This window comes from Methylobacterium sp. Leaf456, assembly GCF_001425465.1.
Lineage (GTDB): Bacteria > Pseudomonadota > Alphaproteobacteria > Rhizobiales > Beijerinckiaceae > Methylobacterium.
Genome location: NZ_LMQV01000040.1, coordinates 78,997 through 98,024, shown reverse-complemented (window position 1 = coordinate 98,024; position 19,028 = coordinate 78,997). Strand labels below are relative to the sequence as shown.

The 19,028-nt window shown below is 71.7% G+C and carries 12 protein-coding genes; 6 read left to right on the top strand and 6 right to left on the bottom strand.

Translation table 11 applies throughout. The features are described from left to right. Positions 1–3: 3 nt before the first annotated feature. From ASG52_RS17600 to ASG52_RS28440, 3 genes are all read right to left on the bottom strand, one after another. On the bottom strand, positions 4–1,296 hold the full coding sequence (locus ASG52_RS17600; protein ID WP_162250011.1) for a glycosyltransferase: 1,293 nt from the start codon (positions 1,294–1,296) through the stop codon (positions 4–6). A 196-nt stretch (positions 1,297–1,492) separates the two neighbouring features. After that, a complete protein-coding gene (locus ASG52_RS17595; protein WP_056246057.1) occupies positions 1,493–4,192 on the bottom strand; it encodes a bifunctional acetate--CoA ligase family protein/GNAT family N-acetyltransferase in 2,700 nt (899 codons plus the stop codon). Positions 4,193–4,268: 76 nt separating this feature from the next. Beyond that, positions 4,269–4,403: a hypothetical protein gene (locus tag ASG52_RS28440; RefSeq protein ID WP_286159091.1), complete on the bottom strand. Its 135-nt coding sequence runs from the start codon at positions 4,401–4,403 to the stop codon at positions 4,269–4,271. Positions 4,404–4,546: 143 nt separating this feature from the next. Between ASG52_RS28440 and ASG52_RS17590 the strand changes: the two genes are divergently transcribed. The 6 genes from ASG52_RS17590 (at position 4,547) to cynS (ending at position 11,242) form a co-directional block, all read left to right on the top strand. After that, complete coding sequence (locus tag ASG52_RS17590; RefSeq protein ID WP_156384019.1) at positions 4,547–5,197, top strand: class II aldolase/adducin family protein; 651 nt, start codon at positions 4,547–4,549, stop codon at positions 5,195–5,197. A gap of 393 nt (positions 5,198–5,590) precedes the next feature. Next, positions 5,591–6,040, top strand: coding sequence for a Ros/MucR family transcriptional regulator (locus tag ASG52_RS17585; RefSeq protein WP_056246054.1), 450 nt, complete (start codon positions 5,591–5,593; stop codon positions 6,038–6,040). Positions 6,041–6,176: 136 nt separating this feature from the next. Further along, on the top strand, positions 6,177–6,962 hold the full coding sequence (locus ASG52_RS17580; RefSeq protein ID WP_056246052.1) for a restriction endonuclease: 786 nt from the start codon (positions 6,177–6,179) through the stop codon (positions 6,960–6,962). 160 nt (positions 6,963–7,122) lie between these two features. Further along, positions 7,123–9,306: a transglycosylase domain-containing protein gene (locus ASG52_RS17575; protein ID WP_056246564.1), complete on the top strand. Its 2,184-nt coding sequence runs from the start codon at positions 7,123–7,125 to the stop codon at positions 9,304–9,306. 256 nt (positions 9,307–9,562) lie between these two features. Further along, positions 9,563–10,636, top strand: a complete 1,074-nt coding sequence (locus ASG52_RS17570; RefSeq protein WP_056246048.1) for an adenylate/guanylate cyclase domain-containing protein — start codon at positions 9,563–9,565, stop codon at positions 10,634–10,636. A 117-nt stretch (positions 10,637–10,753) separates the two neighbouring features. Continuing rightward, positions 10,754–11,242 (top strand): cyanase, encoded by a 489-nt coding sequence (gene cynS, locus ASG52_RS17565; protein ID WP_056246046.1) that lies wholly within the window; start codon positions 10,754–10,756, stop codon positions 11,240–11,242. A 73-nt stretch (positions 11,243–11,315) separates the two neighbouring features. Here the strand turns inward: cynS and ASG52_RS17560 are convergent, their stop codons facing one another. From ASG52_RS17560 to ASG52_RS17550, 3 genes are all read right to left on the bottom strand, one after another. Then, positions 11,316–12,464, bottom strand: a complete 1,149-nt coding sequence (locus ASG52_RS17560; protein ID WP_082552622.1) for a glycosyltransferase 61 family protein — start codon at positions 12,462–12,464, stop codon at positions 11,316–11,318. 202 nt (positions 12,465–12,666) lie between these two features. Continuing rightward, on the bottom strand, positions 12,667–17,031 hold the full coding sequence (locus tag ASG52_RS17555; RefSeq protein WP_056246039.1) for a translocation/assembly module TamB domain-containing protein: 4,365 nt from the start codon (positions 17,029–17,031) through the stop codon (positions 12,667–12,669). After that, positions 17,032–19,017: an autotransporter assembly complex protein TamA gene (locus ASG52_RS17550; RefSeq protein ID WP_056246037.1), complete on the bottom strand. Its 1,986-nt coding sequence runs from the start codon at positions 19,015–19,017 to the stop codon at positions 17,032–17,034. Positions 19,018–19,028 lie beyond the last annotated feature (11 nt).

Here is a 19,028-nt window from a genome sequence, read left to right as displayed (position 1 = left end):
TTTTTAGTGTGAGACAGGGGCCGCCGATCCGAGAGGGTCGGCGGCCCCTTGTCGTTCCAGCATCGCCTCGATCCGGGCGACGGCGCCGGGCAGGCCCGACTCGCGGGTGAGCATCGCGCCGAGCCTGCGGGCGGCGTCGCGCATCGCCGGATCGCTCGTCGCCTGCGCGATGCGGGCGGCGAGCGTCGCCGGGTCGATCTTCGTGATCGGCACGGGCGCCTCGGCGGCGGCGCGGGCGGCCACCGCCCTCCCCCAGAACAGTTGGTCGGAGGCGACCGGCAGGATCACGCAGGGCAGCCCGCAGGCGAGCGCCTGCGCTGTGGTGCCCGCGCCACCGTGATGGACCGCCGCCGCGACGCGGGGAAACAGCAGGGCGTGCGGCAGGCTGCCGACGAACAGGATATTGGGCGGGACGATCTCCGGCCGCGCCAGCCCGCCGACCCCGGTCGCGACGATGGCGCGACCGCCCCAGAGTGCGAGCGCTTCCATGACGAGGCGGGTGTTGCGCCGGGCGCCCCACAGCATCGAGCCGAACCCCACGTAGACCGGCGGCGGCCCGGCGGTGAGGAAGGCTTCCACCGCCTCCGGCAGCCCCTCGCCGGGGCGCGGCGGGCGCAGCCAGAACCCGGTCTCGGTCGCGTCAGGAGAAGGGATCGGCTCGGCGAGCGTCGGGCTGTAGGCGCGGATCTGGTGCGACTGCGCCAGCGCGAGGCCCACCGGCGAGGTCCAGGGCCGGAGCCGCCGGCCCAGCCCGGTCTCGCGCCGGAAGCGGCGCACGGCGCCCCAGGTGAGGAGCGAGGCGCCGCGCATCAGTTCGTAGGACAGGCGGTTGAGCGGGGCACCGAAATCGCGCCCGCTCATCAGCACCGAAGAGAAGCGCCCGGTCGGCTCCAGCGGCTGGTAGGCGACGAAGACCGAAGGGACGCCGGCCTCTGCGGCCAGGGCGCCCGCGAACCATCCGAGCGTGGTGTAGACGACGAGGTCGGCGGCGCGCACCTCCTCGGCCAAGCGCGTCAGCACCGCCGGCATCCGCTCCGACATCCGCTCGCCGTAGCGCCGCACCGCCTCGAGCAGGGCGAGCGGCCGGCGATGGCGCTCCGTGAAGGCCTTCTCGAACGCGGCCTCGCGAAAGGTCTCGCCGAAAGAGAGGCCGACATCGACGTAAGGCACGCCGTAGCCCGCCACCGTGCGGGCATAGTCGCCGTTGGTCGCGACCCGGACGGCGTGTCCGGCCTCGGCCAGGGCATGGGCGAGCAGGCAGATCGGCTGAACGTCGCCGCGCGTGCCGAAGGCCACGAGCAAAATCTGGTTTCGCGGCGCACTCTGCATGCGAAACCGCGATAGAGACTGACGTCCGAAATGGAAAGTCACAATCACGGGTTCCCAAAGGACGTGTCCTTTGGCGGGGTCTCGGGGCGGAGCCCTGAGGATGGCTTTGCCGACCAGGGCTCCGTCCTGGACCCGCGAAAGGACTTGTCCTTTCGAAACCGGACTATCCGGCGACGCGGAGCTTGACCTTGATCAGGCCCGGCTCGTCCGGTGCGGGGCGCTCCTCGAAGCCGAGATGACGGCAGACCACGCGCATCGGCCGGTTCTCGGACAGCACGTCGCCCTCGACGCAAGCGATGCCCTCGGCCCGCGCCCAGTCGATCATCATCCGCATCAGCGCGATCCCGAGCCCGGTGCCCTTGATGTCGGAGCGCACGAGGATCGCGAACTCGCCGCGATCGTGGTTGGCGTCGGCGTGCAGGCGCACCGCGCCCAGCATGCGCCGGGCCTCGTCCGCGCCCTCCTCGGTCGCCACGAAGGCGATGGCGCGGGAATAGTCGAGCTGGGTCAGCCGGGCGAGGAAGGCATGGCTGAACTCGCGCACGGGGGCGAAGAAGCGCAGGCGCACGTCCTCCGGGTCCACCTGCCCAAAGAAGGCGTGGAATAGCCCCTCGTCCTCCGGCCGCACCGGGCGAACCAGCACGCGCCGGTCGCCCGCCACCATCCGCCGCTCCCACTCGATCGGATAGGGCCGGATCGCGAAGCGCGGATGCCAGTTGCCGCGGCTTTTTCCGGCACCGGTCTCGGCCTCGACCCGCACCCGCGCGTCGAGCGCGACGACGCCGTCCGCGTCGGCCAAGAGCGGGTTGATGTCGAGTTCGCGCACGGCGGGCAGGTCGGCGGCGAGCTGCGCCAGCTTCACCAGGGTCAGCGCGATGGCGTCCGAGTCGGCGGCGGGCACGTCGCGGTAGGCCGCGAGCCGCCGGGAGACGCGGGTGCGGCCGATCAGTTCTTGCGCCAGAGCGAGGTCGAGCGGCGGCAGGGACAGAGCCCGGTCGTCGATGACCTCGACCGCGGTGCCGCCGCGGCCGAACACCACGACGGGGCCGAAGACCGGGTCCTCGGCGAGCCCCGCGATCAGCTCCCGCGCCTGGGCGCGACGCACCGTCGGCTGCACGGCGAAGCCCGCGATGCGGGCCTCCGGCTGCATCGTCCGCACCCGCGCGATCATGGCGGTCGCGGCTTCGCGCACGTCGGCCTCGGAGGTGAGGCCGAGGCGCACGCCGCCGACCTCGGACTTGTGCACCACGTCCGGCGAGACGAGCTTGAGCGCCACCGTGTCGCCGGCCGCGATCAGCGGCCACGCGGCGGCGGCCGCGCCGTCGGGATCGGGGGCGAGCGTGCTCGGCACCGAGTCGATGCGGTAGGCGGCGAGCAGCGCCGCGACCGAGGCCGGATCGAGCCAGCTCTTGCCCTCGGACAGGGCAGCCTCGACGATCCCGCGGGCGGCGGCGACATCGGGTGAGAAGTCGCGCGGCAGGGAATCGGGCGTTCGCATCAAATCGTCCTGCGCCTCGCGATAGCGCACGAGATGCAAAAAGCCTTCGACCGCGTCGGCGTCGGTCGCGAAGAGCGGGATCTTGGCCCGCCCGTAGATCGCGCGGATCGCCTCGTCCTCGCCGATCGAGACGGCGAAGACGGGCTTGCGCCGCCCGGCGGCCCGGCCCGTCGCCACCGTGTCGGTGACGGTCTTGGCGACGTCCTGCGCCCCGGCCCGCGCGGTGGGGACGTGGATCGCCAGGAGCGCGTCGCTGCCGCGGTCGGCGAGCAGGGGTTCGAGGGCGCGGGCGAAGTCGCGCGGCAGCGCGTCGATGCCGAGATCCAGCGGGTTGGCGTGCGATCCGTGCCGCACCGGGTCGAGCTTCGATAGGGTCTCGTCGGAGGGTGCGCAGAGCGCTCCGCCGCGATCCGCCAGGGTGTCGGCGGCGAGCGCCCCGATGCCGCGCCCGTTCGAGACGATCATCAGCCGCTTGCCCGGAAACGGGCGTTGGCGCCCGAGCGTCTCGACCGCCGAGAACATCGCGTCGAGGCCGTCCACGGTGAGGATGCCCGCCCGCCGGAAGGCGGCCTCGTAGACGGCGCCGGGCCGAGCCAGCGCTCCCGTGTGGGTCTTGGGCGCATGGTCCGGGCCGTCATGACGGCCGGTGCGCAGGACCACCACCGGCTTGGCGCGCGCGGCGGCGCGGGCCGCGCTCAGGAATTTGCGGGCATCGGCGACGTGGTGGAGCGAGAGGATGATGGCGCGCGTCCGAAAGTCCTCGGCGAAATGGTCGAGGCAGTCGGCGACGTCCACGTCGGCCGAGCGGCCGAGCGTCATCACCGCCGAGAAGCCGACGCCGCGCCGCCCCGCCCATTCGGCGATGGCCGAGGCTACGGTGCCGGATTGCGAGATCAGCGCGAGGTCGCCGGGCGCGGGCGGGCGGGCCAGCAGGGTGGCGTTGAGGCCGTGCGCCGGCACGCTCAGGCCGACGCTGTCGGGCCCGATCAGGCGCAGGCCGTGGCGCCGGGCCGAGGCGCGGGCGGCACTGAGCGGGGCGGCCTCGCCGTGGCCGAGATGGGCCGAGAGCACCACCGCCGCCGCGGCGCCGACGCGGCCGGCCTCCTCGACGATGTCCGGCACCGCGAAAGGCGGCGTCGCGATCATCACGAGGTCGGGGGCCGCAGGAAGGTCGGCGATGCGGGGGACGCAGGGCAGGCCGTCGACGCTGGCCTCGCGGGGATGGACTGGCACCACCTCTCCGGTGAAGCCGCCGGCCCGCAGGCCGTCGATGATGGCGCGCCCGACCGAGCCGGGGCGGTCGCCCGCCCCCACCACGGCGATCCGGCGGGGGGCGAGCAGGGCATCGAATCGGTAGGTGCTCATCGCTCGCCAGCCGTTGGGACGCTCGGCGAGGGGTTACACCATCCGGCGGTGCGTTGGCACCGGCAAGCCCGCAGGATCAGGTGCCGCAGCTCGGGGCCAGCACGAAGGTTTCGTGAAGCCGGAACACTTTCGGCCAATGCTCGCGATCGGCCAGCGCGCGGGCCTCGATCACCGAAATTCCGCGCGCATCGGCCAGATCGACCAGGCTCATCCACGCGTTTTGCATCGTACGCTCCCCTGAATATTTGTTATGGGGCCAAGCTATCGATCGCCGACCTAACGGGACCTGAACGGAGAGGTTCCCGGCCCGGATCGCTTCCACCACCGTTAATCGCGAGCAAAACGGAGACGCACGTGGCCCCCTTCGCGACCCGCCAAGCCATCGTCGAGGCCATGCGCAGCCTGCTCACCACCGGGCTGAGCCAGGGCACGTCCGGCAACGTCTCGGTGCGCTGGGGGGGCGGCCTCCTCGTCACGCCCTCAGGGATTCCGGCCGAGCAGCTCGGCCCGGACGATCTCGTGGCGATGGACATGGACGGGGGCTACGACCACCCGCTCGCGCCCTCCTCCGAATGGCGGTTCCACCGCGACATCCTCGCGGCCCGGCCCGAGATCGGCGCCGTGGTGCATGCCCACCCGCCCTACGCCACCGCCTTCGCGATCTGCGGGCGCGAGATCCCGGCGGTGCATTACATGATCGCCATGGCGGGCGGGCCGAACATCCGCTGCGCCCCTTACGCGCCCTACGGCACGCAGGCGCTTTCCGAGCATGCGCTCCGCGCGCTCGACCGGCGCAGCGCGTGTCTGCTAGCCAACCACGGCATGATCGCCACGGGGCCGAACCTCGCCAAGGCGCTGTGGCTCGCCGTCGAGGTCGAGGCCTTGTGCCGCCAATATGCCCTCGCCCTGCAGGTCGGCGCGCCGGTCGTGCTGTCGGATGCCGAGGTCGCCGAGACGGTCGAGCGCTTCAAGTCGTACGGGCCGCGCGACAAGTCCGGTCACTGAGCAACGATCCGACGAGGTGGGAGTCGGTCTGTCGGAGAAAGCCGATGCGGCATTGTTCCAATTGCCTAAAAGAGTGACATTAGCCCGTTTGGCATTACAAAAAACAAGCAAAGGCATCGCCGGGCGCGACAGTGGCACTGGCGCCCGCGACGACCTTCGGCAAAGCCTAAGCCTTCGACCCGCAAGAGCCCGTTTTAGAACCGGCGGATTATGCCGTTCGGCCGATATGATTGAATACACCCCGTTGTGAGAAATCCAGCTTGCGAGCGGCGCAAACGACGTTTAAGTCATCAAGCAATCATGCAGTGACTTCGTCTCCGTCAACGGCCGCGTCGTCCTGATGACGCCGGCTGAAGACGGCGTTCGTGTGCTCGAACTGGAGGGTTGCTGCGGATGTCTCTGGAGGACGGCCTCGACGACGGCTATGTGTCGCTCACCGTCGACATCGTGGCAGCTTTCGTCGGGCACAATTCCCTGGCGGCCGGCGAGCTTCCGGGCTTGATCGTGGCGGTCCACGGGGCGCTCGCCGCCCTCGCGAGCCGCGCCGCCGAGCCGGAAACGCCGGCGCTGACGCCCGCGGTCTCGGTCAAGCGCTCGATCCAGCAGGATTATCTGGTCTGCCTGGAGGACGGGAAGAAGTTCAAGTCGCTCAAGCGCCATCTGCGCACGCGCTACAACCTCTCCCCCGACGAGTACCGCGCCCGCTGGAACCTGCCCGACGATTACCCCATGGTCGCGCCAAGCTACGCCCAGACCCGTTCCGAACTCGCCCGGACGATGGGGCTGGGCCAGCAGCGCCGCAAATGGCCGGGCAAGGCGAAGACGGCCGCCAGCGAGGGCTGATCGCTCGTCTTCTGTCCACAGGCGATCCTGGCGCACCCTACCCCATCGGCCCGGCCCGTTAGAGGTCGGGCAACCCTTGCCCCCAAGAGTCGCGGCTTCCGCCGGGCCGCGCGCCCGGCTCCCGTCAGGAGCCCCGATGTCCGGCCGGTCGCCCACTGCCGTCCGCCTGTTCTGGACGCTCGTCGCCGGCTCGTCCGCCGGCTTCTGGTACGGCGCGCCCGCGTTCGCAGCCACGGGGGCGGCCTGCCTCGCGATCCTGATCCACCGCCTCGACCGGCCGCGGCGCTTCCGTGCCCTCGTGCGCCGCGTCAGCCGTCGGCATGCCGAGACCCTGGCCTTGCGGCGGCGCCAGGAGCGCTTCGTCGACGCCTACGGCAACACCATCGAGGACGGCTGGCTGCGGGAGCGCGACTACTTCGTCGAGCGTACCCTGATGCCGCGGATCGAGGCGCGCGGTTTTTCCGATTACGCCGAGGCGCGATTCGAGGAGATGGCGGAGATCGTCGAGCGGGTCGCCCGCCGCCACGCCCTGCCCGAGACCGACGACAGCCCGGAGGACGGCATCGCCTACGAGCGGTACTGCGCCGAGCTGTTGCAGCAGGCCGGCTGGCGGGCGCGGCCGACGCAGGCCAGCGGCGACCAGGGCTGCGACGTGATCGCCGAGCGCGACGGATTCCGCCTCGTGATCCAGTGCAAGCGCTACGGCCGCCCCGTGGGCAACGCCGCGGTGCAGGAGGCCGCCGCGGCCGCCCTGCACTGGTCGGCCGACATGGCGGCCGTCGTCTCGAATGCCGGCTTCACGCCGGCCGCGCGCAAGCTCGCCGGCACCACCGGCGTGCGGCTGCTGCACCACGACGCGCTCGCCGACCTCGAACCCCCGCGGGAGATCGGCCGCCGGCTCCTGCCGGCCCATGGGCGCTGATCGCCCCGGTCCGGTTCGGTTAACACCCCCTTAAACCCGCCGCATTTAGGCTGCGGAAACGACGACGGAACCGCTCCGCCGCGAGGCGATGGTCCGCCCACCCGGAATGGAAGCGGGGACGCGATCTCGTTGAGATCGCTTTGCCCCACGCATGGATCGCATGGCGAAGACTGGCGGACGCAAACCCCGCAGCGAACCGAGCTTCGACATCCCGGAAGGGAGCGATCCGGCGCGCCTCGACGTGCGCCTGTCGCGCGGCGACCGCACCGGCGGCGGCACGCGCCAGGGCAGCGCCAAAGCCTCGGCCCCGCGCGCGACGGCCCGGCGCAAGTCGTCCGGCGGCGGGGGCAAGCCGCCGCGGCGGCGGCGCTCCTGGCTCGGGCGGATCGTCCACGGCGTGGTCGTGCTCGGCATCTGGGGCGTCATCGCGCTGGCCGGCCTCATCGCCTACCACGCCTCGCAACTGCCCCCGATCGATCAGTTGGCTGTCCCGAAGCGTCCGCCCAACATCGCGATCCTGGCCAGCGACGGCTCGCTGCTGGCCAACCGCGGCGAGACCGGCGGGCGCGTCGTCTCGATCAAGGAGCTGCCGCCCTACCTGCCGCGCGCCTTCGTGGCGATCGAGGACCGGCGCTTCTACGACCATTTCGGCGTCGATCCGGTCGGCATCGCCCGCGCCATCACCCAGAACCTGACCCGGCGCGGGCTGGCGCAGGGCGGCTCGACGCTGACGCAGCAGCTCGCGAAAAACCTGTTCCTCACCCCGGAGCGGTCCGCCTCGCGAAAGATCCAGGAGGCGATCCTGGCGCTGTGGCTGGAGCACAAATACTCGAAGGACGAGATCCTCGAACTCTACCTCAACCGCGTCTATTTCGGTGCCGGCGCCTACGGCGTCGAGGCGGCCGCCCAGCGCTATTTCGGCAAGCCCGCCAAGAACGTGACGCTGGCGGAAGCCGCGATGCTCGGCGGCCTCGTCCAGGCGCCGTCGCGGCTCGCGCCCAACCGCAACCTCAAGGCCGCGCAGGCCCGCGCCGCCCACGTGCTCGCCGCCATGGAGGAACTGGGCTTCGCCAAGGCCCCCGACGTGAAGGTCGCCTTGGCCCAGCCCGCGCGGCCCGCCTCGACCCGCGGCGGCGGCTCGCCGAACTACGTCGCCGACCTCGTGATGGACGTGCTCGACGACTTCCTGCCGAAGTTCGAGGACGACATCGTCGTCTCCACCACCGTCGATGCCGGCCTGCAGGCGACCGGCGAGCGCGCGCTCACCGACGAGCTGAACGCCAAGGGCGCCCGCTACAACGTCGCGCAGGGGGCGCTGGTCTCGATGCGGCCGGACGGGGCGATCCGCGCGCTGATCGGCGGGCGCGACTACGCGCAGAGCCAGTTCAACCGCGCGACGACCGCCAAGCGCCAGCCGGGCTCCTCGTTCAAGCCGTTCGTCTACCTCGCCGCGGTCGAGAAGGGGCTGACGCCCGACACGGTGCGCGACGACGCACCCGTGCGCATCGGCAACTGGGCGCCGGAGAACTACTCCCACAGCTACAGCGGCGCGGTGACCTTGCGCGAGGCGCTGGCGCAGTCGCTCAACACGGTGGCCGTACGGCTCGGCCAGGAGGTCGGCCCGAAAGCCGTGGTGCAGACGGCTCAGCGTCTCGGCATCTCCTCGCCGCTCCAGGCCAACGGCTCGATCGCGCTCGGCACCTCCGAGGTGACGCCGCTGGAGATGGTCGGCGCCTATTGCGCCTTCGCCAACGGCGGCACCGGGGTGATCCCCTACGTCATCGCCAGCATCAAGTCGGCGGGCGGCAAGGTGCTGTACAAGCGCGGCGAAGGCGGGCTCGGCCGCGTCATCGATCCGAACGCCGTCGGCATGATGAACGCCATGATGCACGACGTGTTCACCATGGGCACGGCGAAGAAAGCCGACATCGCGGGCTGGGAACTCGCAGGGAAAACCGGCACCAGCCAGGATTTCCGCGATGCGTGGTTCATCGGCTATTCGGGCACGCTGGTGACCGGAATCTGGCTCGGCAACGACGACGGCGAGCCGACCAAGAAGGCCTCGGGCGGCAGCCTGCCCGCCGAGATCTGGAAGACCTACATGAGCGTCGCGCTCAAGGCCGACAAGCCGGTCGGCCTGCCGGGCATCAACCGCTGGCGCCCCCGGCCCCAGGTGGCGAATGCGGGCGAGCGCGAGGGCCCCGGCGGCCTGATCGGCGCGCTCATCGGCGAGCCCGACCGCACCGCCTCCGTACCGCCCCCGCCGCGGCCGACCGGGCGCGGCCAGGGACCGAGCCAGGACGACCGCAACTTTCTGGAAAAGCTGTTCGGGGTGGGCGAGTAGGCCGACCGCTTCCGGATCGTCCCGAGGGTCGGGGCGACTCTCACCCGCGGGTGCCGGGCGTCGCACCGGCATGATCGCTTGCCACATTCGCGCCATGTTGCGGGCATGAGCCTTGGATGGCACGGGCGGTCGCGCCGCCCGTCGCGAGAGAAGGAGCCTCCGTGTCCTCCCCCCTGCCCGACCGCAGCCGCAGCGGCCTCCAGGCCCCCGCGCGCGGGCCGGGCGTGCCCCCCGCCGGACGCCGGAGCCGCGCCTGATGCTGCCGCACCATCGCTGGTTCTGGTTCCTGATCCTGCTCGCCACCGGCGGGGCGGGCCTGCTCTACAACGTGATCTTCGCGGGCGGCGCGAGCCCCGCGGCGGGCTTCACCTACGGCCTCTGCGTCGGCATCGCCGCGCTGGCCTTCGACCGGGGCGTGCTGCTCGCCGGCCTCCAGGCCCGTATCCGCCAACTGCCCGCCGGCTTCTACGTGGTGGCGGCCGAACTCTCCTACGTGGCGATGATCGTGGCCGGCAACGCGCTCGGCGGCCTCGTCGTCTGGCTGCTCGGGCTCACCACCGATCCGCTGGTGGAAGCGGTGCGTACGACGCCCCGCGTGCTGGCCTACGCGCTCGCGGTCTCGGCGCTGCTCGTCTTCGTGATCCGCATGCGCGACCTCATCGGCGGCGAGGTCTTCATCAACTTCCTCGTCGGGCGCTACCACCGCCCGGTGGAGGAGGAGCGCATCTTCCTGTTCCTCGACGTGGTCGGCTCCACCGCCTTCGCCGAGACCCACGGCGACCTGCGGGCGCAGGAATATCTCAGTGCGGTCTTCGCGACGATGGCCGAGCCGGTACGTCGCTTCCACGGTTCGGTCGACGACTATATCGGCGACCTCGCCATGATCACGTGGCCGATGGAGCGCGGCCTGAAGGATGCGCGCTGTGTCGCCTGCCTGTTCGCCGTGCGCGACCGGATCGAGGCCGACGCCGCCGCCTGGGAGGCCCGCTTCGGCACCGTGCCACGCCTGCGCGCGGGCCTGCATGGCGGCCCGGTGGTGACGGCGGAAGTGGGCGTGGATCGGCACAAGATCGCCTATTTCGGCGACGCGGTGAACGTCGTCGCCCGGGTCGAGTCGCTGTGCCGCCCGCTCGGCGTCGACATGCTGATCTCCGAGGATCTGCTCACGCGCCTGCCGGGCCTGCCGAAGGGGATCTCGGCGCGAGGGTTGGGCAACCACGCGCTGCGCGGGCGCGGCCGGCGTCTCTCGGTCGCGACGCTGGAACGGGCGGCAGCCCTGCCCAATTCGGAGGCACGCCCGCTGGCTCGCTCCCGCGAGGCCACCGGCTGACGCTCAAGTCTCGGGCAGACCGCCGTCTCGAAACGCATCTGCCCGCAAAAGCAGCCGTCTGGCGCGCGCCTTGCGTGCCGGTCCCGTGTCACGCGACAGCGAGGAACACGGGACCCCATGAAGCGCGAAGACCTCACCAAGAAGCTGCTCGACATCAAGCGCGAGAAGGGTTGGACCTGGAAGCACATCCAAGACGAGATCGGAGGGATCTCGCCGATCCTGATCACCGCCGCCTGCATGGGCCAGATGAAGCTGCCCAAGGCGCAAGCCGCCAAGGCAGCGGAGCTGTTCGGCCTGTCGAAGGCCGAGGAGCGGATGCTCAACGAGGCGCCCTATCGCGGTTCGATTCCGCAGATGCCGCCGACCGACCCGCTGATCTACCGCTTCTACGAGCTGGTGATGGTCTACGGCACGACGTGGAAGGAGCTGATCCAGGAGGAATTCGGCGACGGCATCATGTCGGCGATCGATTTCAACATGACGATGGAGCGCGAGCCCAACAACAAGGGCGACCGGGTGAAGATGAATCTCTCGGGCAAATTCCTGCCGTACAAGTATTACGGCAACGACGAGGGCGTGCCGGAATACGGCTTCAAGGAGCCGTAGGGCGGCGCCTGCTCGATCGCGCCAGGATGTACGCATCCCCTCTCCCCGCGTGCGGGGAGAGGGGGGAGCAAGCTCAATCTTCGAAGTGCCTCCGAACCCGTTCCAAATTCCGCGCGATCGCCGCCCGGCCGCTCGGGTGATGATCCAGCAGGTGGTTGTAGGCGATCCAGCGTTCGAGGTCGTCGCGGAGCGCGGCGCGGTAGCGGCGCTCGTCCCATTGCGCCGACAGGTCGATGCCGAAATCCGTAAGCCGCGCGATCAGCGCGCGCGGATCGAACAGCGTCAGCGCCCGGTCCCATTGCGGGCGGCCGTGGCGGTTGCGGCCGGTCATCTGGTCGAGGGTGCAATCCCAGTAGGCGAGCGAGGCCAGGCGGGGGCGCAGCGTCGCGCGGGCGAGGCGTCGGCCCGGCCGGCGCACGAGGATGGCGATGCGCGCCGGCAGGCGGCCGAGCAGTTGCAGGGCGTGCACCGCCGAGCCTTCGGAGAAGACGATCCGCTCGGCCCGCCGGTAGGCGTCGATCTGCTCCGGCAACGGCAGAGCCTCCGGCCGCATCACCGTGACGCCCGCCGCCTCGAGCCGCTCGGCGAGGTAGGGCTCGGCGGCGAGCCGCCCGTCGGTGAGGCCGGCCCGCGTCACGAACAGGCAAGGGATCGGCGCACCGGGCGGCCCGAGGGCTGCCGCCACCGCGTCCATGCGATCGAGGTGCCGTCGGCTCGGGCCCGTGCCGCCGAGGCGCTCGGCCTGCGGCGGCACGGCGAGTGTTTCGAAATGCGTCGCCTCGCCGACCAGCACGACCTGCTCCGGCGGGACCCCGAAATGTGAAAGGATGTCCCAGAAGAACGGCGTCGGCTCCGGCCGGGCCGCCGGCCCGACGCTGAAGACCAGCGGCCAGTCGGTCTCCGCGTGCGCGGCCTCGGGCAGGCGCATGGCGAAATCCGCGATCATGTGCCCGAAATGCGGGGAGGCCGGCCCGCACCAGATGCCGGCCGTCTTGTGATGGACCACCGGCTCCGACGTGGGCCGCAAGTCGTAGGGGAACGGGATCGGCCCGCGGCAATGGCGGGCGCGGACTTGCAGCGTGAAGAACGGCCAGATCGGGCCGCCGCGAAACAGGCCGCGGGTGAGGCGACCGGGCAATCGGCCCATCCCGTGCCGCAGCCCCTGCGTCGGCACCACGGTGATGTCGCGGAAGACCCGCATCCTGGGCGGCGCGTCCTTCATCGTCGGCACGCCGAATCCGCCACCGTCATTCCGGGGCCGCGCAGCGGAACCCGGAATCCACCTGTGATGCGCGGTTGCGGCCAGTCGTGGATTCCGGGTTCGCCTTCGGCGCCCCGGAATGACGGCGTGCTTTCATTGAGACCGCATCGATATCGCGTTGGCACCGCTCTTCATCCCAACTGCGATAGGCCCGAACGCCCTCCTACCACTCCCACTCGGCGCCGACGCCGACCGCGGTGCGGCCGTCGCTGCCGGCCTCGCCGTTGAGCTTGATCCGGCGGGTGACGTCGTAGTTGATCGTGGCGGCGGTGTCGGCGGGCTTGGCGCCGGCCTTCACGCCGACGCTGATGCGGTCGTTGATGTAGCGCGACGCGCCGACCGCCGGGCCGCCGCTGGCCCCGGTCGAGACGTCGAGGCTGTCGAGGCCGAGCCCCTTGCGGGCGGCCTCGAACACGTCCGGCCCGCCCGCCCCGCCGGAGAGCTGCGCCACGGCTTGGGCCAGTTGCAGCGCCTGGAACGGCGAGAGCCCGCCCGCCGCCTTCTTGAACAGGATGCGCGACAGCACCTCGTCCTGCGGCAGGCTCGGATCGGAGGACAGCGCGAAGACCGGCTGCGAGGCCGGGCCGCTGACGGCGACGCGGGCGGTGACGTCGCCGGCCTTGGTCTCGGCGACGAAGTCGAGATCGGGCTGGGCGAGGTCGCCGGCGAACGCGATGCGCCCGCGGGTGAAATCGAGCCGCTGGCCGACGAGGCTGAGGCGCCCGCGCCGCATCTCGAAATCGCCGTTGGCGCGGGGATCGCGCGAGGAGCCGGTGACGCGGAGTTCCCCGCCGAGTTCGGCGTCGATGCCGCGTCCGCGGACGAAGATGCGGTTCGGGGCGCTCACCAGCACGTCGAGGCTGGCGTCGAACGGCGCCGCGGATTTCTTGCGGCTCGCGGCCGCGATCTGCGCCTTGCGCTCGCCGCGCTTGGCCAGCCGCGCGCGGATCTCGGGCGTGGTGTTGACGTGGCGGATGCCGGGCAGCGGCTGGACGGTCGCCGGGAGCCGGTCGGGCACCGACACGTCGATCGAGACCACATCGACCCGGCCCGACACCTTCGGGGTGCGGGCGAGCGGGCCGGACAGCGCGAGGTTGAGGCTCGTCACTGCGGTCATCAGCGGGCTCGACACCAACTCGGCCTTCTCCGCGGTGATCCGGATCGAACCGGGGAAGCCCGAGGCCGGCTCGACCGCGACGCGGCCGTCGATGGCGATGCGCCCGCCGTTGCGGGTCGCGGCGGTGATCCGCTCGATCTGGATCGCGTCGCCGCGGCCGGTGATGCGGCCGCCGATGTCGGTGAGGCGGATGCCGTTGAGCGGATCGGTGAGGCTGCCGCCCGAGAGCGTCGCCGCGCCCTCGACGCGCGGCGCCGCGATGGTGCCGGTGACGCCGGCATCCAGCGCGACGCGGCCGGCCACGCGCTGGCCGCCGGTGCTGAGCAGCGAGTTGGCGAGCGCTGCGTCGAGGTTGCCGCGGGCCTTCAGGTTGAGCGCGCCGCCGGGCTCGACCGGAATCGCGCCGGTCACCGTCACCTCGGCGCCGCGACCGGCGGAGACGCGGCCGTCGATGGTCGCGGAGCCGTCGGCGAGCGTGCCGCTCGCCCGCGCATCGATCGGCGGCAGGCCGGCCTTGCGGGTCTCCGGCGTCACCAGCTTGGCGACGCTCAGCGCGTAGCGGCCCTCGGGACGGGCGGCGGTGCCGCGCACGTCCGCGTCGCCCTCGACCGTGCCGGAAAGCGCGAGGCTCGGGGAAGCGATGCGGGCGAGCGCCAGCGGCAGGGCGCGGATGCCGACCTTGAGGTCGAGGTCTTGCCCCGCCCGGCCCTGGACGCTGACCCGGCCGGAGCCGGCGGCGATGACTAAGTTCTCGATCAGCGCCGAGCCGTCGTCGAGGGTGATGGCGGCAGGGCCGGCCAGCGCGAGGCGATCCCCGCCGCGCTGGGCCGAGAAGCGGGCGATCTCGACGCGGGTGCGCTCGGCCGGGATCAGCCGGGCGGCGCCGTCGAGGTTGAACCCGCGGGCCTGCGCCGTGAGGACGAGGTCGCTCGCCTGCGCCGTGCCGGCGGCGGTGAGCCGCACGGTGTCGATGGTCTGGCCGGCGGCGACGATCCGGTCGAGGCTGGCCCGCCCGTCGAGGACCGGATGGGCGCGCAGATCGCGGCCGGTGAGGTCGGCGTCGAGCTTGTTAAGGCCAAAAGAATCGTAGCGCAGGTTGGCGCCGGTCGCGCGGATCGCGGCGTCCTGGCGTCCGCCCTCGCGCGACAGCGTCACGGTGGCGTCGAGGCTGCCGCCCATGCGGCCGAGCGCCAGAGCCGAGAGGTCGGCGAGGTCGCTGGCTCGCACCGTCAGGGCGCCCTCCCCCAGCAGGGTCTTGGCATCGACCACGGCGCGGCCGTCGATGGCGACGGAGCCCAGCGCGAAGGCGAGGCGGTCGAGGGCGTAATCCGCCTTGTTCGGCCGGGCGACATGCGCGTCGGCCTTGAGCGGCTTGCCGGCCACGTCGCCGGCGAGCCGCACGGTGCCGTCGAGCGCACCGGTGAGGTCGGTGAGCGTCGCGTCGAGGCGCAGATCCTGGATCGGCTTGCCGTCGGCCTGGGCCGCGGGGGCGCGCAAAGCCGCGGTGAGGTCGGGCTTGCGCAACGATCCGGTGAGCCGGGCGTCGGCGCTCGCTGCTCCGGTGAGCCGGGCGTCGAGGGCGGAAAGGTTCTTGAGGTCGAGGCGGGCCGCCACGTCGGCGCTGCGGGCGGTCGCCTGCCCCTGGAGCGTGGCGACGAGTTCGGCGCCCTCGAACAGCAGGCGGTCGAAGCCGTAGCCGTCATAGGTCTGGAACACCCGGCCCCTCAAGGACGGGGTGCGGCCGACGAGGCGGTCGGCCACGTCCTGGCCCAGCACCAGCCCGCCGCTGCGCAGGTCGAGGTCGGCAGCAAGCGCCTTGCGGGCCGGGTCGCCGCTTAAGCTCGCCTTGGCGTCGAGACGGCCGGCGAGATCGCGGCCCGTGAGGCCGGAGAAGGCGGCGAGATCGGTGAGCGCCGCCTGGAGCGTGCCACTGAGCGTGTTCTGGCCGACCTTGCCGACATAGGAGACGCGGGCGGTGTCGGCGTCGAGGGTGAGACCGGCGATATCGACGACGCCGTCGGCGCCGGCATTGGCCCGCAGCGTCAGCTTCGCCCGCTCGCCGATCGCCCGGTGGAGCGCCGGGTCGGCGAGCGACAGGCCATCCACGGTGCCGTCGGCGCTGATGGCGAAGCGGCGGGCCTTGTCGGTGCCGGTCGGCTCGACCGCGAGAAACGCCTCGACGCGTTCCAGGGTCGATCCCTTCGTGCGCAGGCCCGCGGCCTTGAGGGCGCCCTTCACCTGCGGGGCGGTGAGCGGACCTTTCAGGCTGCCGTCGAAGTCCAGCGTCCGAAGCTCGCTCTCGGCGGCCTTGGTCACGCCGCCCTCGGTCGGAACCGCGCGGGCCTCGATGCGGAAATCGGCCTTGCGGTCGGCGCTCAGCGTGCCGCCGATCCCGAGGCGGGCGGTGCGCGAGGTCAGATCGAGCCGGTCGATGCGGAAGGCGCCGGAATCGGCGAACGCCAGCCCGCCGTCGAGCTTGGTCGTGCCGGAAAAGATCGCCGCCAGCGGGCCCGGCACGAGGCCTTCGATCCGCGAGGCGAGGTCGAGGCTCAGGCGCCGGTCGCTGCCGATGCGCGACAGGTGGGCGCCGCCCTTGGCGCCGATCTCGGGGCCGGCATCGAAATCGAGCCGGGCGTTGAAGCTGTCCAGCGTGCCGCGGCCGTCGAGGTCGAACTGGATCGGCGGCGTGCCGGGGAGGTTCGCGGCCTTCGACAGCAGCCCGCCTTCGGGCTCGGTCAGAGCGGCCTTCAGTTCCAGCCGCTCGCCCTTCGGCACGAACAGCAGCTTGGCGTCGAACAGGCCGGCGGCGTCGAGGCGCCGGGCCGTCACCGCGAGGTCGAGACCTTCCGAGGGGCTGCCGAGCTTAGCCTTGCCATCGGCCGAAAGGCGGGCCGGCTGGCCGGCGACGGTTTCGCCGAGGATGAGTTCCGCGAGCCGGAAGGCCTTGATCTCGACCTTGACCGGGAGATCGGGCAGCAGCGAGCCGTCCGGCGGCTCGGCATCGACCGGGGGGATTCCGGGGACGGGCCGGCGCAGCACTTCGAGCCGGCCGAGTTCGAGGCTGTCGACTTCGAGGCGGCCCGACAGCAGGGCGAGGCGGCGCCACGCGAGGCGGGCGCGGTCGAGCTTCAGCCAGGGGCCGTCCGCGTCGCTGATGACGACATCGCGGATGGTCGCGTCGGAGGAGAGCGCACCATCGACCGCGCCGATGGAGACCTGGGAGGAATCGCTGGACAGCGCCTTGGAGAGGATGCCGCCGAGCACGGTCTTCTCGCCGTCGGCGGCGCGGAGGAAGTCGGTGGGTGTCAGCGTGGCGGCAAGGAGCAGGACCAGCACGGCGAGCGCCGCGAAAACTCCGCTCCCCCGCTGTGGGAGGAGGGCTAAGCCGCGAACCCGACAAAAGAATCCCATTCAGAAGGCCTGTCCGAGACTGATGTACAGGGCGACCGGGCGCTCGTGGTATCCCTTGATCCGGTCGAGCGGGAAGGCGACGTCCACGCGGATCGGGCCGATGCCGGTGTAGTAGCGGAGCCCGAGGCCCACCGCCTTGCGGATACGCTCATCGAAATCCGGCAGGGTCGAGGCGAAGGCGGTGCCGGCGTCGAAGAACGGCACGATGCCGATGGTGTCCGTGACCTTGATGCGGGCCTCGATCGACGCCTCCAGGAGGCTGCGTCCGCCGATCGGCAGGTTGAACGGCCCGCGCGGCCCGAGCGTGCGGAAGGCGAAGCCGCGCACCGAGCCGCCGCCGCCCGCGAAGAAGCGGAAATTGTCCGGGATCTCGTCGAGCCGTGCCCCGGAGACCGAGCCGAAGCCGACGCGACCGGCGAGCACGTAATTGGCGTCCTCGTCGAGCGCGTAATAGGTCGAGCCCTGGGCTTTCGCGACGAAGATGCCGGGGTCCGAGCCGAGGAAGCCCGGATAGGGCGCGGCCGAGGCCTGGAAGCGGAAGCCCTGCGTCGGGTCGAGCAGGTTGTCGGTCGAATCGTAGGTGACCGAGACCGGCACGCCGATCAGCCGGTATTTCACCGTGCCGAGCGCGTCCTGCGAGCGGCCGACCTGCCCGTCGAGGCCGACCTGCGCCGAGAAGGTGTCGGAGAAGCGGTGACGCACGGCGACCGAAGCCCCGGCGGCATCGACGAAGTAGCTCTGTTGCACCTCGCGGGTGACGAAGAGGTTGGCGAGGAGATCGTTGCGGCTGCCCCACAAAGCCGGCTTGACGAAGGTCGCCGACACGCGCCCGCCCAGCCCCGTGGTGTCGATGCCGGCGGCCTTGCGCTGCTGCGCGAACGGATCGTAGCCGAGGCCGAGATAGTAGATGTCGGCGTCGAGCCGGAGCGTCTCCATGCCGCCGAACAGGTTGCGGTTGGCGTAGTAGGCGCGGATGCCCGGCCCATCGACGGTGGAGTAGCGGGCCGAGACGCCGATGAGGTTGCGCTCGCGCTCGCTCACCTCGACGAAGATCGGCAGGTTGCCGGCGGCGTCCAGGCTCTCGCCCTCGCGCACGCGCACGGCGCCGAGCCCTTCGAGGCGGGCGACGGAGCGGCGGATGTCGGCGACCGCCTTCGGCGAGTACGGATCGCCAGGCTCGGTGTAGATGAAGGAGCGGATGACGGCCGGGTCGATCCCCTCGGACGCCTTCACGGCGACCTCTCCGAGCCCCGCCTTGGGGCCCGGATCGATGGTGAAGGTCACGTCCATGACGTGGGCGGCGTCGTCCACCACCGGATCGCGGGAGACCGCCTTGGCGAAGGGATGGCCGAGCGCGCGGAAGCGATCGACGATTCGCGCCTCGCGGGCCAGCACGGTGGCGGAGCGGGCCGGAACGTCGTCGCCGGGGCGCACGAAGCGCTCGGGCAGCACCTCGTCCGGGAACGGACGCCCTCGCGGATCGAGGGCGCGCACGGAGCGGACGGTGTAGGCGGGGCCGAGATCGACGACGATCTTCACCGGCACCAGGGCGCGGGCGCGCGAGCCTTCGGCCGCGCGCGCCGCGGCCAGGAGCGAGGCCTCGCCGGTCACAGGCACGCCGTCGATGCGGATCGAGACCGTGCCCTGGTAGTAGCCATAGCCGGAGAGCACGTCGGTGAGACGGCGCAGGTCGGCCTCGGCCCGGCGCACCAGTCCCTCGCCGTCCGGCGGAGCCTCCTGGCGCAGGCGGTAGAGGGTCGAGGTGTCCTGCAGGGCGGTCAGGACGTCGGAATCGTCGGTGCCGGTGATGCGGATGCTGTAGGGCAGCGCGCCCTGCGTCGGGGCGGGCGGCTCCTCTTCCGAGCCGAACAGGCCGAACAGATCGAAGGCAGCGGCCGGCTGCGGTAGGCCCGCGGCGAGGACGGCCGAGAGGAACACGCCACCGATCACGGGCGAACGCAGGGGGCGGTTCTTCCGGACGGTCATACGATGGGGCG

Bases quoted from the DNA above. Each gene is read 5' to 3' on its own strand.
- ASG52_RS17595 (WP_056246057.1), bottom strand. From the start codon at position 4,192: ATGAGCACCTACCGATTCGATGCCCTGCTCGCCCCCCGCCGGATCGCC.
- ASG52_RS28440 (WP_286159091.1), bottom strand. From the start codon at position 4,403: ATGAGCCTGGTCGATCTGGCCGATGCGCGCGGAATTTCGGTGATCGAG.
- ASG52_RS17585 (WP_056246054.1), top strand. From the start codon at position 5,591: ATGTCTCTGGAGGACGGCCTCGACGACGGCTATGTGTCGCTCACCGTC.
- ASG52_RS17580 (WP_056246052.1), top strand. From the start codon at position 6,177: ATGTCCGGCCGGTCGCCCACTGCCGTCCGCCTGTTCTGGACGCTCGTC.
- ASG52_RS17575 (WP_056246564.1), top strand. From the start codon at position 7,123: ATGGCGAAGACTGGCGGACGCAAACCCCGCAGCGAACCGAGCTTCGAC.
- ASG52_RS17570 (WP_056246048.1), top strand. From the start codon at position 9,563: ATGCTGCCGCACCATCGCTGGTTCTGGTTCCTGATCCTGCTCGCCACC.
- cynS (WP_056246046.1), top strand. From the start codon at position 10,754: ATGAAGCGCGAAGACCTCACCAAGAAGCTGCTCGACATCAAGCGCGAG.
- ASG52_RS17560 (WP_082552622.1), bottom strand. From the start codon at position 12,464: ATGAAGGACGCGCCGCCCAGGATGCGGGTCTTCCGCGACATCACCGTG.
- ASG52_RS17555 (WP_056246039.1), bottom strand. From the start codon at position 17,031: ATGGGATTCTTTTGTCGGGTTCGCGGCTTAGCCCTCCTCCCACAGCGG.
- ASG52_RS17550 (WP_056246037.1), bottom strand. From the start codon at position 19,017: ATGACCGTCCGGAAGAACCGCCCCCTGCGTTCGCCCGTGATCGGTGGC.